This is a genomic window from Allomuricauda sp. d1, from assembly GCF_039592695.1.
GTDB lineage: Bacteria > Bacteroidota > Bacteroidia > Flavobacteriales > Flavobacteriaceae > Flagellimonas_A.
On sequence record NZ_JBBUTK010000001.1, the window covers coordinates 384,299 to 400,677 of the forward strand.

The following is a 16,379-nucleotide window of genomic DNA, read 5'->3' on the forward strand; positions in this document are numbered from 1 at the left end:
AATGAAACGGCACATCCCCAACTTTATCACATTGTTGAACCTTTTTTCAGGATGTATCGCCACTGTTTTTGCGGTGCTCAACCAATTGGAATTTGCTGCCGTGTTCATGTTTCTTGGAATTTTCTTTGATTTTTTTGATGGATTTGCCGCAAGACTCTTGAAAGTCAAAAGTGATTTGGGCGTTCAATTGGATTCGTTGGCAGATATGGTCACCAGTGGTCTTGTGCCGGGCATCGTTATGTTTCAACTGCTGACCATGGCACAGAAAGGAGGGTGGAACCTCGATTTGTTCGGTACCCATACCGAGGTCGGCGTTTTACCGCTTTTTGGTTTTATCATCACCTTGGCCTCAGCCTATCGGTTGGCCAATTTTAATGTGGATGAAAATCAGGTGTCCTCGTTTTTGGGCCTGCCCACACCGGCCAATGCGCTTTTGATTCTTTCTTTGCCCATGATTTTGATATACCATCACAATGATGTACTCAATGAAATGATCCTCAATCCGTGGTTTTTGATGGTACTTACGGTCACCAGTGCATTCTTATTGAATTCAAGAATTGAACTGTTTGCACTGAAATTTGAAACGTACTCGTTCAGGGAAAATGCCATAAAGTATCTTTTTTTAATCGGGAGCTTGGTTTTGTTGTTGACCCTAAGGTTTTTGGCCATACCCCTAATCATTTTGTTATATATAGTGGCATCATTGATCAATAAATTGAGCTCAAGGCGGGATGGGTAATATGAATTTTTAAAACCACTGCTTCTATTTTCACGTAGATATACAAAACAACCACATCATGAAGAAACAACTGATTCTTTTTGCTGCCATTTTAGGAAGCATTGTATTGACATCCCATGAACTTTTCTTAAAGACGGATGCCTATTTTTTGCAACCTGGCCAAGCCAGCGAGCTCTATCTTTTCAACGGCACTTTTGACCAAAGTGAGAATGAGATTACCAGAGACAGAATTATCAATGCCAAAATTCTCGGACCAGATCATGAATTTATGCCTGAGGATAAAGATTACTACGATAAGGATAAGGCCACCTATCTAAAATTCAAATCATCAAAAGCAGGAACGTATGTGGCCGGAGTGTCCACATTGCCCAGAACCATTGAACTGACGGGTAAGCAATTCAATGATTACCTAACGCACGAAGGGCTTGACCATGTCATGGCCAATAGAGAGCAAGCCGGAATTCTTGACGATGAAGCCAAAGAAATTTATTCAAAGCACGTAAAGGCCATTTTGCAAGTAGGGGATAAAAACACTGATGATTTCAGCACTGTTTTGGGTTATCCGATTGAGTTTGTGCCAGTTGACAATCCCTATTCAAAAAAAGCCGGAGATGAATTTTCTTTTCAATTGCTTGTTGGGGGCAACCCTTTGCCCAACCAAACCGTACATTACAGCACCTCAATGCCCGGAAAGGATGCCCATGCCAATGAAAAATCCACAAAAACCGATGAAAAGGGCGTCATGACAATGACCCCTACCCAAGCAGGAAAATGGTATGTCGCAACCATTCACATGGTCGAAAGTGATGAAGATGGAGTGGATTACGAATCAAATTGGGCAACGTTAACTTTTGCAGTGAAGTAAAAGAATTACACATCCAACTTTTTCTTGCGAAGCTCGAAATTCTGGCCGAGATACACTTTTCTGACCATTTCATCAACGGCAAGGTCTTCGGGCACACCCGCTTTGAGGATGCCTCCTTCAAACATCAAATACGAACGTTCGGTGATGGCGAGGGTTTCCTGAACGTTGTGGTCGGTAATCAAAATGCCGATGTTTTTGTTCTTCAACTGGGCGACAATACGTTGAATATCCTCCACGGCTACGGGGTCGACCCCGGCAAAAGGCTCATCCAATAAAATAAACTTGGGGTCGGTGGCGAGGGCCCGTGCAATCTCGGTACGGCGGCGTTCGCCGCCGGAAAGTAAATCCCCGCGGTTTTTTCTGATATGGCCCAGACCGAACTCATCTATGAGCGACTCCATCTTCATGTGCTGCTCTTTCTTGCTGAGGTTGGTGGTCTGCAACACGCTCAAAATATTCTTTTCAATACTCAGCTTCCTGAAAACCGACGCTTCTTGGGCCAAGTAACCGATACCATACTGCGCCCTTTTGTACATCGGGAAGTCGGTGATGTCAATGTCATCTAAATAAATGTTTCCACCATTGGGCTTTACCAATCCCACAATCATGTAGAATGAAGTAGTCTTTCCGGCACCGTTGGGTCCTAAAAGACCCACGATTTCTCCTTGGTTGACTTCCAAAGAAATGCCCTTGACCACTTTTCGGCCCCGGTAGGCCTTCATAATATTTTCAGCGCGCAGTTTCATTTGTGGTTGCCAAAGCTACATATATTTTAAGGCAGCTATTGGACTTTGTGATATTTTTAATTTTCTGTTGCTTCCAAAGCTTCCCAATATTCGTATGCTCTTCGCAGATGCGGAATCACAATAGTACCGCCCACCAAGGTAGCAATGCCCAAGGTTTCCATGACCTCTTCCTTTGTGGCGCCTTCCTTTTTCGAGCTTTCCAAATGATATTTTATACAGTCGTCGCATCGAAGTACCGCTGAGGCGACAAGGCCCAGCAATTCTTTGGTTTTTACATCCAAGGCACCGGGCATAAAGGCGTTGGTGTCGAGATTGAAAATGCGTTTGATGATTTTGTTGTTCTCAGCCAATAGTTTTTCGTTCATTTTTGAACGGTAGGCATTGAATTCTTCTACTTTATTGGGCATGTTGTTTTTCTTTTTTTGCTTGTCGTTTCAGTACCAGTTTTGAGATATAAATACTGATTTGGTATAAGATGAGTACGGGAACAGCTACTACGATCTGGCTTGCCACGTCAGGTGGGGTTATGATCGCTGAAAGGATCAATACGATGACCAGGGCAATTTTTCGATATTTTTTCAGGATTTCTGGAGTGACCAGACCGACTTTGGTCAAAAAGAAAATAATGATGGGCAGCTCGAACATGATGCCACAGGCGATGACCGATGCTCTGACCGTACCAATGTATGAGCCCAGATCAATTTCATTGTTCACCACATCGCTGACCTGATACGTACCCAAAAAGTTGATGGATAATGGGGCGACCACGTAATAACCAAAAAGCACGCCCAAGAAGAAGAGGGCTGAGGCTGTCAAAATGAATCCTCTGGAATATTTTCGCTCGTTTTCGTGCAAACCAGGGCTTATAAAGCGCCATATTTCCCATAGCACATAAGGGAAGGCAATGATGAACCCTGACCAAATCGATGTCCAGATGTGGGCAGAAAACTGTCCGGCCATCAAACGGCTCTGAATGGTAAAAGGCAGTTCATCACCACAAAACTCAGAATCGATGTTGAAATAGGTGGCGATGTTACAGAAAAACTTGTAGGTCGGAAAATCAAGGCTTTTTGGGCCGAAAATGATACCGAAAATTAAATCCTTCATCACGAAAGCCACAGCAGCGACGATGACAATGGCCAATGTAGAGCGTATCAAATGCCATCTCAACTCTTCGAGATGGTCAAGAAACGACATTTCATTGGGGTCTTTTCTGGTCTTTGCCATTACAAAATGCCCTCGTTTATAAGGTTGTGAATATGAACTACACCGATATATTCCTCATTTTCCATGACCAAGAGCTGCGAAATGCCCTTTTTCTGCATTGACTCAAGAGCCTTGATGGCCAGCACATCGGGTTTTATGGTTTTGGGGTTCGAAGTCATGATATCACGGGCAGTGAGGCCGCTGATATTGTCATATTTGTTGAGCATCCTTCGAATATCACCATCTGTGACAATACCGACCACTTTTTTATCCTCAATTACCGCAGTCACACCCAGCATTTTTTCAGAGATTTCAACAATGACCTCTTTGACCTTGGCATTGAGATCAACCTGGGGCTTAAGATTATTACCCACAATATCCGCCACTCTTAGGTAAAGCCGCTTGCCCAATGAACCGCCGGGATGGTATTTTGCAAAGTCCTGACTGCTGAAGCCTCGCAGCTCCAAAAGGCTTATCGCCAGCGCATCACCCATGACCAACTGTGCCGTAGTGCTGGTGGTCGGCGCCAAATTATTGGGGCAGGCCTCTTTTTCCACAAAAGTATTCAATACAAAATCAGCCTGTTTGGCTAGAAAAGATTCCATGTTTCCAGTGATGGCCACCAGTTTGTTGTCTCCTCTTTTAATGAGGGGGACCAGCATTTTAATTTCTTCGGTATTGCCACTTTTAGAAAGACAGATGACCACATCGTTTTTTTGGATTGTGCCCAGATCACCGTGAATGGCATCCGCAGCGTGCATAAAAATGGCTGGAGTACCCGTTGAATTGAAGGTCGCCACAATCTTTCCTGCAATCAGGGCACTTTTTCCCACCCCGGTGATGACCACCCTGCCTTTTGATTCTAAAATGCATCGGGTAGCGCCTTCAAACTGGTCATCGAGCAAATCAATAAGGTTTGCTATGGCACCGCTCTCGGTTTTGATTGTGCGTTTGGCGATGGATAAAATTGACGTTTCGTCTTTCAATGGAATAATTGGATTATCAGATGGGATTACTGAAAGAATGTCTTATATTTAAGATTACAAAATTAAACAAACTATATTTTATCAACCTAGAATTGTCCATCAAGTCAACCCCAACCATTGTCTTTTGCTTTTCAAACATGACCAGACAGTAATTTTCTGACTAAATTGTCTATCGCATGATGGATTTACAAAACGTAGACTTACATAGCGCGCTAAAAAAATATTTCGGTTTTTCAAAGTTCAAGGGCCTACAAGAAGAGGTCATCAAGAATGTGTTGAAGGGCAACAACACCTTCGTCATCATGCCTACCGGTGGGGGCAAATCATTGTGCTACCAATTACCGGCCTTGATGACACAAGGCACAGCTATTGTTGTTTCGCCATTGATTGCACTGATGAAAAATCAGGTCGATGCCATTCGGGGTGTCTCGGCGAATAAAGGTGTGGCCCATGTGTTGAACTCGTCGCTTACCAAAACAGAAGTAAAAGAAGTCAGGGATGACCTTACCCATGGGGTTACCAAATTGTTGTATGTGGCGCCGGAATCATTGACCAAAGAAGAAAATGTAGAACTGCTGCGCACCTTAAAGATATCGTTTGTGGCGATTGATGAAGCCCACTGTATTTCAGAGTGGGGCCATGATTTCAGGCCCGAATACCGCAATTTGAGGAGTATCATCGACCGGTTGGGAGACGACATACCCATTATTGGGCTCACGGCCACAGCAACCCCAAAGGTACAAGAAGACATTATCAAAAACTTGGGTATGGGCGATGCCACAGTTTTCAAGGCATCTTTCAACCGCCCGAATCTTTTTTATGAAGTGCGGCCCAAGACCAAGAATGTTGATGCCGATACAATTCGGTTCGTGAAGCAAAACGAGGGTAAATCGGGCATCATCTATTGTTTGAGCCGAAAAAGGGTCGAAGAGTTGGCCCAAGTGCTACAGGTCAACGGCATCAGTGCAGTACCCTATCATGCAGGTTTTGATGCCAAGACACGTTCAAAATATCAAGACATGTTCTTGATGGAAGATGTAGATGTCGTTGTGGCTACCATTGCGTTCGGAATGGGCATCGACAAACCTGACGTCCGCTATGTCATACATCAAGACATCCCCAAAAGTATCGAAAGTTATTATCAAGAGACGGGCAGGGCAGGCCGTGATGGCGGTGAAGGCCACTGTTTGGCATTTTATTCTTATAAAGACATCGAAAAACTGGAAAAATTCATGTCTGGCAAGCCTTTGGCCGAACAAGAAATCGGTAATGCACTTTTGCAAGAAATGGTCGCCTATGCCGAAACCTCGATGTCAAGGCGAAAATTCATCCTACATTATTTTGGGGAGGAATTTGACGAAGTCAATGGCGAGGGAGCTGATATGGATGACAATGTGCGCAATCCTAAACCAAAACAAGAAGCCAAAGATGAGGTCGCTGCTTTGTTAAAGGTGGTCAAAGGGACCAACGAAAAATTCAAGACCAAGGAAATCGTAAAGACCCTCGTCGGTCAGACCAATGCCTTGATTTCATCGCATAAGACCGATGAAAAAGATTTTTTTGGAATCGGGAAAGATAACGATGAACACTATTGGACAGCCTTGATACGGCAAGTCTTGGTAGCTGGACTACTAAAGAAGGAGATTGAACAGTACGGAATTCTGCACGTCACGGAAAAAGGAGAAGATTTTTTGAAAACCCCTACTTCTTTTATGATGACCAAAGACCATGTGTATGAACAAGACCAGGACGACAATATCATCGTAGCTGCAAAGTCAAATGGTGCTGCAGATGAAAAACTATTGGCACAACTCAAAGATTTGAGAAAACGCGAGGCCAAAAAACACGAGGTTCCACCTTTTGTTGTATTTCAAGATCCGTCATTGGATGATATGGCACTGAAATACCCGATTACTATGGAAGAGCTGCAAAATGTACACGGGGTAGGCGAGGGCAAAGCCAAAAAATACGGTAACCCTTTTGTGGCGTTCATCAAAAAGTATGTGGAAGAAAATGATGTGGTACGCCCCGACGATCTTGTGGTCAAGAGCACGGGAGCCAATTCAGGGTTGAAACTCTACATCATCCAAAATGTGGACAGGAAACTATCTTTGGATGATATCGCGTCTGCCAAGGGAATCGAACTGCCCGATCTCATCAAAGAAATGGAGCAGATTGTCTTCAGTGGTACCAAACTGGATATTTCGTATTGGATCGATGAGATTCTGGACGAAGACCAACAAGAAGAAATACATGATTATTTTCTGGAAGCTGAAAGCGACTCCATCGAAGAGGCCATGGAAGAATTTGATGGCGACTATGAAGATGAAGAACTTCGGTTATACCGTCTTAAGTTTATCAGTGAGGTGGCCAACTAAGGGGCCAAGTAGTTAAATGGCGATTTATCAATATTTCTTAGAACTGTAAACAACAGCAATACTCCTAGAATAATCAGGGGAGCTTTTCTCTTTTCCAAAAAACTCTGTTTTGAAGGATTGAATATTTTGATGCCAAAATGTATCGCTACCAGCAGAAGTGTTGGAATAAGCAATAGATTATGGGAAAAAGCTTCGCCTAGCCTAAGATGAAAAATATCGTGAAGTGCCCTTTGACTCCCACAACCGGTGCAGTAAATCCCTAATCCAGTATAAACTGGGCATTTTGGGAAGAAAGTTTCGTATTTCTCAGGACTGAACCAAAAATAAAGGAGTACTGCCAGAAGTGACAGTACCCCAATAGATATGATCTTAATTGTCTTTTTGGTCACTAACCTCCCATTGCACCCCCCAACATGGCCAAGCCGCCGAACACAACAATATAGAGGATCCAAAATACCACGCCGATAATCGGCCCAGCTATGGCCCAGTTCTTGGCCTTTTTTGAAGACTCGATGGCTTTTTCATATTCTCCACGTTCATAGGCCTCATTGACCTTTGAAGCATAGATGATACTGGGTATGCCCGTTACGATACAGCATAAAACAGTACTTAAAATGGCCCAGACCAAATAATTGTCTGGTTTTGGGGGTTTGTTTGTGTTGTTTTCCATAAAAATAGTTTATTGTTCTACTCCGTACTGTTCCATCATTTCATTGACCTTCTCCATGTAGCCTTCCCAGCCACCCATTTGATTGATTGAGTATATGGTATAAATAAAGTACAGTAAACCTATTACCATGCCAATTATCGCCAAGATTTTCGCTGTTTTTAAGGTACTTGCGTTAGAATACCCATCTGGATTTGCCATTAATTTTTTCTCATCCCCTCTCACCAAAAAGAAAGCGATTGTTGCCATGATCAATCCCGGTACACCACCAAAGCAGCAACATATAAATGAGAGAATGGCTAAGACAATGGCAATGGTAACATTGGGTAATTTTTGTTGTTCCATGATTTAAAGTTTATTGTAAAAGTTTGTAAAAGAAATTGATTAGTATGGTGGCCACACTGGCTATGCTTAAAGCGATAATGATTTGGTTGGCATACTTGGTGGAATACAGTTTGTTAAAAAGTAGAAAACCCGCAAGAAAAATCAGAAAATAAATCGCAGGAAATATCTTAAAGGCAGCAATGAACTCCCCATTGATGAGATGAACAATAGACCTCTGGATACCACAGCCCGGACAATCAAATCCTGTTAGCTGTTTGTTCACGCATGGCATCATGTAATATTCTTTGGTCGATGACAAAACGATGGTCTGGAAGATATTCATCAGATTTGATGCTTTACGGGGTTGAAAATACCATTATTTTTGATTTTGTTCACAAAAACCCATAAAAAATCGATGGAATTCAAAGTAGGGGACAAAGTAGCGGTGCTTGATGATGTCATTGAAGGAATCGTAGAATCGATTAAGGGTACAGACATTACAATTGTTGACCAAGAGGGCTTCCCGATGCAATACGACGCTTCGCAACTGGTCAAACTAGGCAAAAGTTTACGGGTGACCAATCACGAAGTGGCGCAAGTGAAATCTGAAAAAGAAGTGCCCAGAAGAAAAAAGAATGTCATTTCCAAAAAGAAGGAGCGAAACGCACCAAAAATGGAAGTGGATCTTCACATTTCAAAATTGACCAAATCAACACGGGGCATGACCAATTTTGACATGCTCAACCTTCAGCTAGATACCGCCAAACGACAACTGGAGTTTGCCATGAGAAAGCGCATCCAAAAAGTGGTGTTCATTCACGGGGTAGGTGAGGGAGTACTAAAAGAAGAGCTTAAATATTTGTTCAAAAAATATGACAATGTGAAGTTTTATGATGCAGAATACCAAAAATATGGTTTGGGAGCCACCGAGGTCTATATTTTTCAGAATCTTTAGTTTTGGGGTATAGCAATTGTTATTTCACCGAATTCGTTGATGCTTAAATCGGTGATACGTTCACCTTGGTCATTGACCAATGAAATTTCTGATAATGTCAAGGTGTGTTCAAATGCAGTGCCGTCGGCGGTAGATTTGGTCTCAATGGTAAGAATGCCATCTTCAGCCTCCACTTCTTCAATTACTGTAGGCGAAACAGGTGGAAAAGCATCACAAAAATAATTGCTGGGCACATCATCGTTGAAAATTCGATAGACGAGCTGCGATTGGCTCGGTATAGAACTAGTTTGGGATGTTATTGTAGTATCACCAACAGTGCCATCATCCAAAAGACCATTTTGAAGGGTCAGAATTAACGCTTCCGTGCCGTTTCTCTTGAAAAAAATTTGTGTGTCTTCGGCAACTGTTCCACAGTTCTCAACAGCGACACTGTCAAAATCAATGGCCTCAATTTCCAAATCCCCATCACTGCAAGAAGCAACAAAGGCCAATACCAAAACAGTAGCAATCTTTCTCATGGGTTACAAAACTAAACGCATTTGCGAGAATAATCGAATCGATTTAAGAATCTTTTACAAAACTATTTTTAATCCTATTTTTGGCCTTCTCAAACGATGTAGCTTTTTTTATGCAGAAAGTATATCTTGATAATGCTGCCACCACACAGGTTCGTGATGAGGTGATTGCCAAAATGCAGGAAGCCCTTGCCAATTTCTATGGCAACCCCTCTTCTACGCATAGTTTTGGGCGCACCGCCAAGACAACAATTGAGAAGGCCCGTAAAACCATTGCCAGTTATATCAACGCAAAACCTGCTGAGATCATTTTCACTTCAGGTGGTACCGAGGCAGATAACATGATATTGCGCTGTGCCGTCCGCGATTTGGGCGTTCAGACCATCATCACCTCAAAGATTGAGCACCATGCCGTGCTGCATACCGCTGAAGAGCTTGAAAAAGAATATGGCATCAAGCTTTGGTTCGTTGATTTGGATGGGGATGGAAATATTAACATGAACCATTTGAGGGCATTGCTCCAAAAAGATAGTTCGAAAAAACTGGTCAGCTTGATGCACGTCAACAACGAAGTGGGCAACTTGATGGATATTGATACAGTGGCCAAAATCTGTAAAGAACACGGAACACTTTTTCACTCTGATACGGTGCAGTCCGTAGGCCATTATGAATGGGATTTAGAAAAAACCCCTATTGATTTTTTGACTGCCGCCGCCCATAAATTTCACGGGCCCAAGGGCATTGGTTTTGCCTATTTACGAAAGAATACCGGTTTAAAGCCTTTGATCGTGGGTGGATCCCAAGAACGCGGTTTTCGGGCGGGTACTGAACCGTTTCATAATATTGTGGGCCTTGAGGAAGCTTTTGTCGCGGCCTATGACAATTTAGAGCAGGAACGAAAGTATGTTGAAGGGCTCAAAAGGTATTTTATACAACGAATCGCAAATGTGCTTCCAGGAGTAAAGTTCAATGGTCTTTCTGGGGATTTGGAAAAAAGCACCTACACCTTGGTGAACGTCTGTCTACCGTTTGATAAGGAAAAATCGATGATGCTCTTGTTTCATTTGGATTTAAAGGGAATCGCCTGTTCAAAAGGAAGCGCCTGTCAATCGGGAAGCCAAATGGGATCCCATGTACTTACCGAAATCTGCAGTGATGAAGATTTGGAAAAACCCTCAATTCGATTTTCATTCTCAAAATACAACACCAAGCAAGAGCTGGATTACGTCATCGGCGTGCTCAAGGAGTTTTCAGACAATTAAGATTGCTTCCTTTTGCGTTTCTTTTCTCTATCGTAGGGAAATTTTCTAGTGGCTTTTTTCATCATCTTGTCGATGAGTTCCATGGTGTTTTTGCCTGTCTTTTTGGTGATGTTGTTTTCATAGCGCCACAACAGCTTGCCCGTTTGCCCATCACTTACCTTGATGCCGATACGCCCATAGTTGGCCTCGCCACTAAAAAAATCGAGAATGTTGAAATCAGTGGGCACCCCCTTTGATAACAAAATGTTCAGGTCAAGATTGCCGCTGATGATTCCGTCAACGCCTAAGATATCAGAAAGTTCCTTGACGGTATAAACATCGATATTGTCGTAGTTGATATTGTTTTTCAACAAAAGGGCGTTGGTGTTCTCGGTGTTTTGAAACTCTACGTTGAATTTTTTTCGTTTTTTTCTCCTTGAAAAATAACTCTCCAGAGCGTCTTGAACTGCATAGCCTTCTCTTTCAGCCAACTCTTTCACCTCGTTTTGCGATTGGCCAGAATCGAGTTTTAACTGGGTGATGAATGGCACAATGGCCAAGACTTCATGTTCTTCGCTCAATTCATCAAATCGCGGACTTTCATAGATGTCTTTCTGCGCTTGAAGAAACGTGCCTGTAAGAAAAAAAAGTATTAATAAATATTGTTTCATTCCACTTTAAAATCTCATATTCAATTTTAGGTTCAAAACCCTAGAGGTCAAAAAATTGGGTACCGCAAACTGGTTTTGGCTGTCTACATCACGTACCCAAGTATTGGTTATGGAGTTTTGGTTGTTAAAAAGGTTGAATATTTCAAAACCTATACTGAGTTCTTTCGTTTTATGCAACCAGTGCCCTTCAGGATAGGTCTTTTTTCTGTCGGCAAAAATATAGGAAATTCCAAGATCTACACGCCGATAGTCTCTTAATCTATTCTGAAAATCGTATGGATCGGCATAGCTTGGCGACCCGCCCGGCACCCCAGTGTTGTACACAAGGTTCATGTACAGTTTCAAATCGGGTATGGTCGCCACATAATCTTGAAAAAGTACGGCGAGCTTCAGGCGCTGATCTGTTGGTCGAGAAATATAGCCGCGGTTCTCACTGTTTTCCTCCGTTCTCAAGTAGCCCAAACTGACCCATGACTCAGCTCCCGGCACGAAAGTGCCGTTCAATCTGAAATCGATGCCATAAACATAGGCTTTGGCATTGTTGTTTGCCACATAGCGTATTCTGACATCTTCAACGGTATAGGTATTTACGTTGGTCAAATTTTTATAATAGGCTTCACTGGTCAGCCTGAAAGGGCGGTTCCATAGCGTAAAGCTGTATTCGTTGCCCAAGATGTAATGGATTGACCTTTGTGCCTCAACCTGTGGATTTATTGCTCCACTGCTGTTACGAAGTTCGCGGTACAATGGGGGCTGCTGATAGCTTCCCACGGCAAACCGGAACAGCAAGTCTTTTTTCCAATCTGGTTTTATGGCAAATTGAACCCTTGGGCTGAACAAAAATTGACTGTTTGTTTCAAATCCTTCCCCAGAAAGCGACCAGAATTGTGCACGCAGGCCCGCATTGTAATATATTTCATGAATGCCCCATTGTGTCTGGCGCCCGAATTGAAAATATGCCGACAACCGATCGGTCTTTGTAAAATTAGTTGCCCTTGCACCCTCAAAAGGTACAAGGTCTCCTTCGAACGGCTCTTCAGGTTGGTTGTTGATAAAGCCAGCATTTGGTGGACGAACAAAAAACCCAGCAGAATCCAGAAAAGTGGCCTCGCGTAATTGGTCGCGAACATCTTCATGGCTATAACGAATGCCCCACTCCAATAACTTTCCGTTGTGTGAATGTTTCCCTTGGTGGGTGAGATTTAATATCAGCACATCCAATTCATTGCGGGCACGACTGATCTCTGAGCCCAGTCCTCTCGAATTGGTGACCTCTCCAAGGTTTTCATTTCCTAAATTGGTTTCCACCTCACCAAGTTCATACGAGGCTATGATGTCTGAAAACTCCTCTTCAATGGCATGGTAAACAGAAGAAGTGAGACTTAAAAGGGTTTCATCGTTGGGTCGGTAATCTCCTTTAACAGCCACGGATTGGGTTTCGTATCGATTGTTCTCATTGCCTTCGTATGCTACCAATAGTGCACGCGGTGCTGTAATGGTACCAAAATTGGTCTGTCGGTTCAAAGGTTGGTTTTCATAATCGTTGATAGAGTAGGTGCCCAAAAGGTTGAACCGAATTTTTTCAGAAAGTTGATAGGTCAGATAGCTCTGGGCATCAAAAAAGCTGGGTTTGACATTGGTCTGGGTCTGTTGGCTGTTGACAAAAAGAGCATTGGTACGGTACCTGATTCCTGTAAGGCTGGTAAAATTTTTTTCTTTGGAAAGGGACTGCAGAGTCGCACCGGCACCCAAAAGACTGCCTTCAACCTGCAACCCGAACGAAGTCGGGGTTTTGTAGCCAATATCGAGCACCGAGGATAGTTTATCGCCGTATTTGGCTTGAAATCCCCCCGCGGAAAAATCTAATTTTTCGACCATGGTGCTGTTCACGAAACTGAGTCCTTCTTGTTGGGCTGAACGCACCAAGAAAGGTCGATAGACTTCAATACCGTTGACATACACCAAGTTTTCATCAAAATTGCCACCGCGCACATTGTATTGGGTACTGAGCTCGTTGTTGAATGACACGCCGGGCAACAGTTTCAGTACATTTTCGACCCCAGCATTCGCACCAGGTATTTTGCGAACCAGTTCTGGGGCGATCGTAATGATTCCCTCTACACTCTTTTCACCTGTTGCAGCGACTTCAACCCCATCTATCTGTACCGTTTCGGTATCCATGACCGGATTGAACTCAAAAGTCTCATTGGTATTCAGAATCAGTGCTTGTAGCACGACATCTTTGTGGCCTATATGTGAAAAAATGACAGTGGTCTCTGTGTCGGCAACAAGCTGCAAAAGGTAAAAACCGTTCTCATCGGTCGTGGTGCCATCCTCATTGGCTTTCACGTTCACGTTGGGCAAAGGCTGGTCTTGCCCATCCAACACCACGCCGGTCAATGTGGCGGTCTGCGACCAGCTCGTGTACAGGCAAATTAAAAAGAAAGAAAAGAATATGGTCTTTCTGGGGGCCACCGGTTATTTTCTGAAAAAAGTACTTTCAAAAGTACTTGAATTACCAACATTATCGGTAACGGTGACTTTTAGGTCACATTGTGTCTTGTCGGCAATCTTGTCGTCAAAATTGTAGGTGATGGTTCTAGTCTTTGGTTCATACTCCATCAAAATCCATTCCCCGTTCAACGTGGCATTGTATTCTTTGATGCCGCTGAGGTCGTCTGCTATCTCAAGGCTCAGATATCTGTAATTGTTGAGCCATTGCTTGTCTTTAAAGTTTTTGGGCCTGATTTTGGGTGCTACGGAATCTTTTACCAACGTATATGTACCCAGGTTTCTTGTTCGTGTCGAAAAAGTACCGTCACGTTTGTAGGTTCTCGCATGGTTGGGTCTCAGTTTTTCATCCAATCGTGCGATGAAAAGCTGTTTTCTTTCTGATTTTGGATATTTTGACACATCAAAAGAAATGGTAAAGTTGCGGTGGGCGGCAACGGTATTGTTGTGAATGGTGACCGTATCGCTCCCCTTTTCTAGATGCATGTAGAAATTTTCATAGAAGGTGTTTGTTGGAAAATACACTTTCGCCACACCCAGATCAAAATTATTGGGGCGGTTGGCGAGAATATAGTGTTCGGTTTTTTCTTCATCGTCTACAACCAAGATGGGAAGCTTTTTGCCTTCGACCGGAATCACAACTTTGATATCATTGCCCTCAATATCAGCGATTAAGATTTCAACATTGTACGACAATCCATCCTCAACCTTAATCTTTCCATCATTATAAAGGGTTTTGTAAATGCTCAATCGGTTACTGGGCTCTTTGAACAACTTCTGTATGCGTTGACGGTACTTGCTAAAATGTTCATAATCGATCAAGGTGTTGATATAGCGTCTTTCCCCAAAGGAAAAAGTCTCAAAATCATATTCAGAATACACCTTTCCGTTGACCGATTGCTGAACCGTATAGACCCCGTTCTTGTTCGCGGCCATATCCAAACGGTCAAAACCGTTAAAACCAAAACCGATAGTACCGCTTGCAGTGATTGCATCGGCTAAAAAAGAGCCATCGGGTTGCTTTTTGAAATTGACCTGTACCTTTTCAGCGCTCTGGTTCACTTGCGCATCATCTGAGAGGGGATACGCATACAACCCCACTAAAGTGGGGTCGGTCGCATCCCTGACCTCATAATCAAAAAGCAACGGATTTACTGGTTTTTCATTGACGCTGTTCCTGATTTCAAAATGTAGGTGGGGGCCGCTAGATCCACCCGTATTGCCAGAATAAGCGATGACATCACCCTTTATGACCTTTAGTTCCCCATAATCGGGAAAAGTCTCTACTTCATACGATTGCTTTTTGTATTGCAGTTTTCTGATATAGGCGTCAATTTCAGGGCCAAATTTTTGCAGGTGTGCATAGACCGAGGTGAATCCGTTGGGGTGTGCGATGTACAATGCCTTGCCATAGCCCCAATGAGAAACCTTGATACGGGTCACGGTGCCATCGGCAATGGCATAAACGGGCAGCCCCTCTCTTTGCTGGGTTTTGATATCGATTCCAGCGTGAAAGTGATTCGAGCGTAGCTCACCAAAGGTACCCGCCAATATTAATGGGATACCCATGGGGGATTGAAATTGATCTTTCGGATACTTTTCCTGACCCAAAAGAGAAAAGGTAATAAAGAAAATGAGGATACCGCAAAAGCGTCTTGACATAACCAAGCAATAATTTTATACGAAAGTAACCAATCATCGGGTATTATCGAAAGGGGGCACAATCAGCAGATTAATCACAAAAATATTGGTAGGTTGCCGTAGGATGGTTAAATTTGAAAGATAAGTATTGATGTTTGCAATGGGTGAACTCATTGAAGTCGTAGATTCACTTGAAAATAAAATCAGCAAGCTGCTGCATAAAATGGAGCTGCTGCATCGGGCGAATTCTAAATTGCAGTCTGACTTAGCGACAATGCAACAAGAGAACGATGATTTCAAGACCGCCGTTACAAAATGGGAAGAGAAATACAATTCTCTCAAAATGGCAAACACAATGCTGGGTGGTAACACGAATAAAACAGAGGCCAAACTCAAGATAAACGCACTGATTCGAGATATAGACCATTGTATAGCGCAATTGGCAGAATAGTGTAGAAAAATATGGAGGAAAAGCTCAAAATCAAGCTTTCTATTGCTGACAGGGTGTATCCATTGACGATTGATCCGAAGCAAGAAGAAGGATTACGAAAGGCTGCGAAGAACATCGAGCATTTGGTAAAAAAGTTTGAGCAAAACTATGCGGTACGAGATAAGCAAGATGTGCTGGCGATGTGTGCCTTGCAATTTGCCTCTAAAATAGAGCAGAGTGGCATTGACCGCTCTGAGAACACCAAAGCGGCCACAGAGCGCTTACAGGCCCTGGAGGCTTTGGTGCAATCAAAGCTCGAATTTGAATAAGTTCTTTTGACATAACATATTGTTACTGCCCACATTGGCATCTATTTTTTGACAAACTCAACATTATTACAATTAAAAAGGGTGAGTTTAGGTTGTAAAAGCAGGCCCTACCTGTATAGGGATCCTTGAGCAGCTTGGTAGCCCTAAACCTGTCTATAGGAGTTTGTACAGAACT

General features: G+C 43.1%; 18 protein-coding genes and 1 other RNA gene. 8 read left to right on the forward strand and 11 right to left on the reverse strand.

All coding sequences use genetic code 11. The features are described 5' to 3' along the window. Window position 1: 1 nt before the first annotated feature. Both AAAH86_RS01850 and AAAH86_RS01855 read left to right on the forward strand, forming a co-directional pair. Entirely contained in the window at window positions 2-739 is a 738-nt protein-coding gene (locus AAAH86_RS01850; protein WP_343485797.1) for a CDP-alcohol phosphatidyltransferase family protein, read from the forward strand. Window positions 740-797: 58 nt separating this feature from the next. Further along, on the forward strand, window positions 798-1,604 hold the full coding sequence (locus AAAH86_RS01855; RefSeq protein WP_343485798.1) for a DUF4198 domain-containing protein: 807 nt from the start codon (window positions 798-800) through the stop codon (window positions 1,602-1,604). Window positions 1,605-1,609: 5 nt separating this feature from the next. On the opposite strand, the gene lptB is transcribed toward AAAH86_RS01855, so the two are convergent. From lptB to AAAH86_RS01875, 4 genes are read right to left on the reverse strand one after another with little or no spacing between them, the layout of a single operon-like run. Next, the gene (lptB, locus tag AAAH86_RS01860; RefSeq protein WP_343485799.1) at window positions 1,610-2,350 is read right to left on the reverse strand and encodes an LPS export ABC transporter ATP-binding protein; all 741 of its coding nucleotides are present in this window, start codon (window positions 2,348-2,350) and stop codon (window positions 1,610-1,612) included. 56 nt (window positions 2,351-2,406) lie between these two features. Beyond that, entirely contained in the window at window positions 2,407-2,757 is a 351-nt protein-coding gene (locus AAAH86_RS01865) for a carboxymuconolactone decarboxylase family protein (protein WP_343485800.1), read from the reverse strand. Then, complete coding sequence (gene tatC, locus AAAH86_RS01870; protein WP_343485801.1) at window positions 2,747-3,577, reverse strand: twin-arginine translocase subunit TatC; 831 nt, start codon at window positions 3,575-3,577, stop codon at window positions 2,747-2,749. The genes AAAH86_RS01865 and tatC overlap by 11 nt, the downstream gene beginning before the upstream one ends. Continuing rightward, window positions 3,577-4,542 (reverse strand): KpsF/GutQ family sugar-phosphate isomerase, encoded by a 966-nt coding sequence (locus AAAH86_RS01875; RefSeq protein ID WP_343485802.1) that lies wholly within the window; start codon window positions 4,540-4,542, stop codon window positions 3,577-3,579. The genes tatC and AAAH86_RS01875 overlap by 1 nt, the downstream gene beginning before the upstream one ends. 179 nt (window positions 4,543-4,721) lie before the next feature. Between AAAH86_RS01875 and recQ the strand changes: the two genes are divergently transcribed. Further along, entirely contained in the window at window positions 4,722-6,920 is a 2,199-nt protein-coding gene (gene recQ, locus AAAH86_RS01880) for a DNA helicase RecQ (RefSeq protein WP_343486811.1), read from the forward strand. Window positions 6,921-7,308: 388 nt separating this feature from the next. Here the strand turns inward: recQ and AAAH86_RS01885 are convergent, their stop codons facing one another. The 3 genes from AAAH86_RS01885 to AAAH86_RS01895 are packed head-to-tail and all read right to left on the reverse strand — an operon-like array spanning window position 7,309 to window position 8,254. After that, a complete protein-coding gene (locus AAAH86_RS01885) occupies window positions 7,309-7,590 on the reverse strand; it encodes a CD225/dispanin family protein (protein ID WP_343485803.1) in 282 nt (93 codons plus the stop codon). A gap of 9 nt (window positions 7,591-7,599) precedes the next feature. Next, entirely contained in the window at window positions 7,600-7,932 is a 333-nt protein-coding gene (locus tag AAAH86_RS01890; RefSeq protein WP_343485804.1) for a CCC motif membrane protein, read from the reverse strand. 10 nt (window positions 7,933-7,942) lie between these two features. After that, complete coding sequence (locus AAAH86_RS01895) at window positions 7,943-8,254, reverse strand: DUF2752 domain-containing protein (protein WP_343485805.1); 312 nt, start codon at window positions 8,252-8,254, stop codon at window positions 7,943-7,945. Window positions 8,255-8,326: 72 nt separating this feature from the next. On the opposite strand from AAAH86_RS01895, the gene AAAH86_RS01900 reads away from it, so the two are divergent. After that, window positions 8,327-8,866, forward strand: a complete 540-nt coding sequence (locus tag AAAH86_RS01900; RefSeq protein ID WP_343485806.1) for a Smr/MutS family protein — start codon at window positions 8,327-8,329, stop codon at window positions 8,864-8,866. Here the strand turns inward: AAAH86_RS01900 and AAAH86_RS01905 are convergent. Further along, a complete protein-coding gene (locus tag AAAH86_RS01905) occupies window positions 8,863-9,384 on the reverse strand; it encodes a hypothetical protein (RefSeq protein ID WP_343485807.1) in 522 nt (173 codons plus the stop codon). The genes AAAH86_RS01900 and AAAH86_RS01905 overlap by 4 nt on opposite strands. A gap of 110 nt (window positions 9,385-9,494) precedes the next feature. Here AAAH86_RS01905 and AAAH86_RS01910 point away from each other — a divergent pair, with 110 nt between their 5' ends. Beyond that, window positions 9,495-10,643, forward strand: coding sequence for a cysteine desulfurase family protein (locus tag AAAH86_RS01910; protein WP_343485808.1), 1,149 nt, complete (start codon window positions 9,495-9,497; stop codon window positions 10,641-10,643). Here AAAH86_RS01910 and AAAH86_RS01915 read toward each other — a convergent pair. Genes AAAH86_RS01915 through AAAH86_RS01925 form a run of 3 tightly spaced genes read right to left on the reverse strand, consistent with a single transcriptional unit; the run spans window position 10,640 to window position 15,373 of the window. Further along, window positions 10,640-11,293 carry a hypothetical protein gene (locus tag AAAH86_RS01915; RefSeq protein ID WP_343485809.1) on the reverse strand — a complete coding sequence of 218 codons (654 nt, stop codon included), beginning with the start codon at window positions 11,291-11,293 and terminating at the stop codon, window positions 10,640-10,642. The genes AAAH86_RS01910 and AAAH86_RS01915 overlap by 4 nt on opposite strands. A 6-nt stretch (window positions 11,294-11,299) precedes the next feature. After that, a complete protein-coding gene (locus tag AAAH86_RS01920) occupies window positions 11,300-13,768 on the reverse strand; it encodes a carboxypeptidase-like regulatory domain-containing protein (RefSeq protein WP_343485811.1) in 2,469 nt (822 codons plus the stop codon). 3 nt (window positions 13,769-13,771) lie between these two features. Next, window positions 13,772-15,373, reverse strand: coding sequence for a M23 family metallopeptidase (locus AAAH86_RS01925; RefSeq protein WP_343485812.1), 1,602 nt, complete (start codon window positions 15,371-15,373; stop codon window positions 13,772-13,774). Between the two features lie 232 nt (window positions 15,374-15,605). Here AAAH86_RS01925 and AAAH86_RS01930 point away from each other — a divergent pair, with 232 nt between their 5' ends. The 3 genes from AAAH86_RS01930 to ssrS all read left to right on the forward strand — a co-directional run bounded on the left by AAAH86_RS01930 (window position 15,606) and on the right by ssrS (window position 16,369). Continuing rightward, complete coding sequence (locus AAAH86_RS01930) at window positions 15,606-15,896, forward strand: hypothetical protein (protein ID WP_343486812.1); 291 nt, start codon at window positions 15,606-15,608, stop codon at window positions 15,894-15,896. Window positions 15,897-15,907: 11 nt separating this feature from the next. Further along, on the forward strand, window positions 15,908-16,204 hold the full coding sequence (locus tag AAAH86_RS01935; RefSeq protein WP_343485813.1) for a cell division protein ZapA: 297 nt from the start codon (window positions 15,908-15,910) through the stop codon (window positions 16,202-16,204). 55 nt (window positions 16,205-16,259) lie between these two features. Further along, window positions 16,260-16,369, forward strand: a non-coding RNA gene (gene ssrS, locus AAAH86_RS01940) — 6S RNA. The last annotated feature ends 10 nt before the right edge of the window (window positions 16,370-16,379 follow it).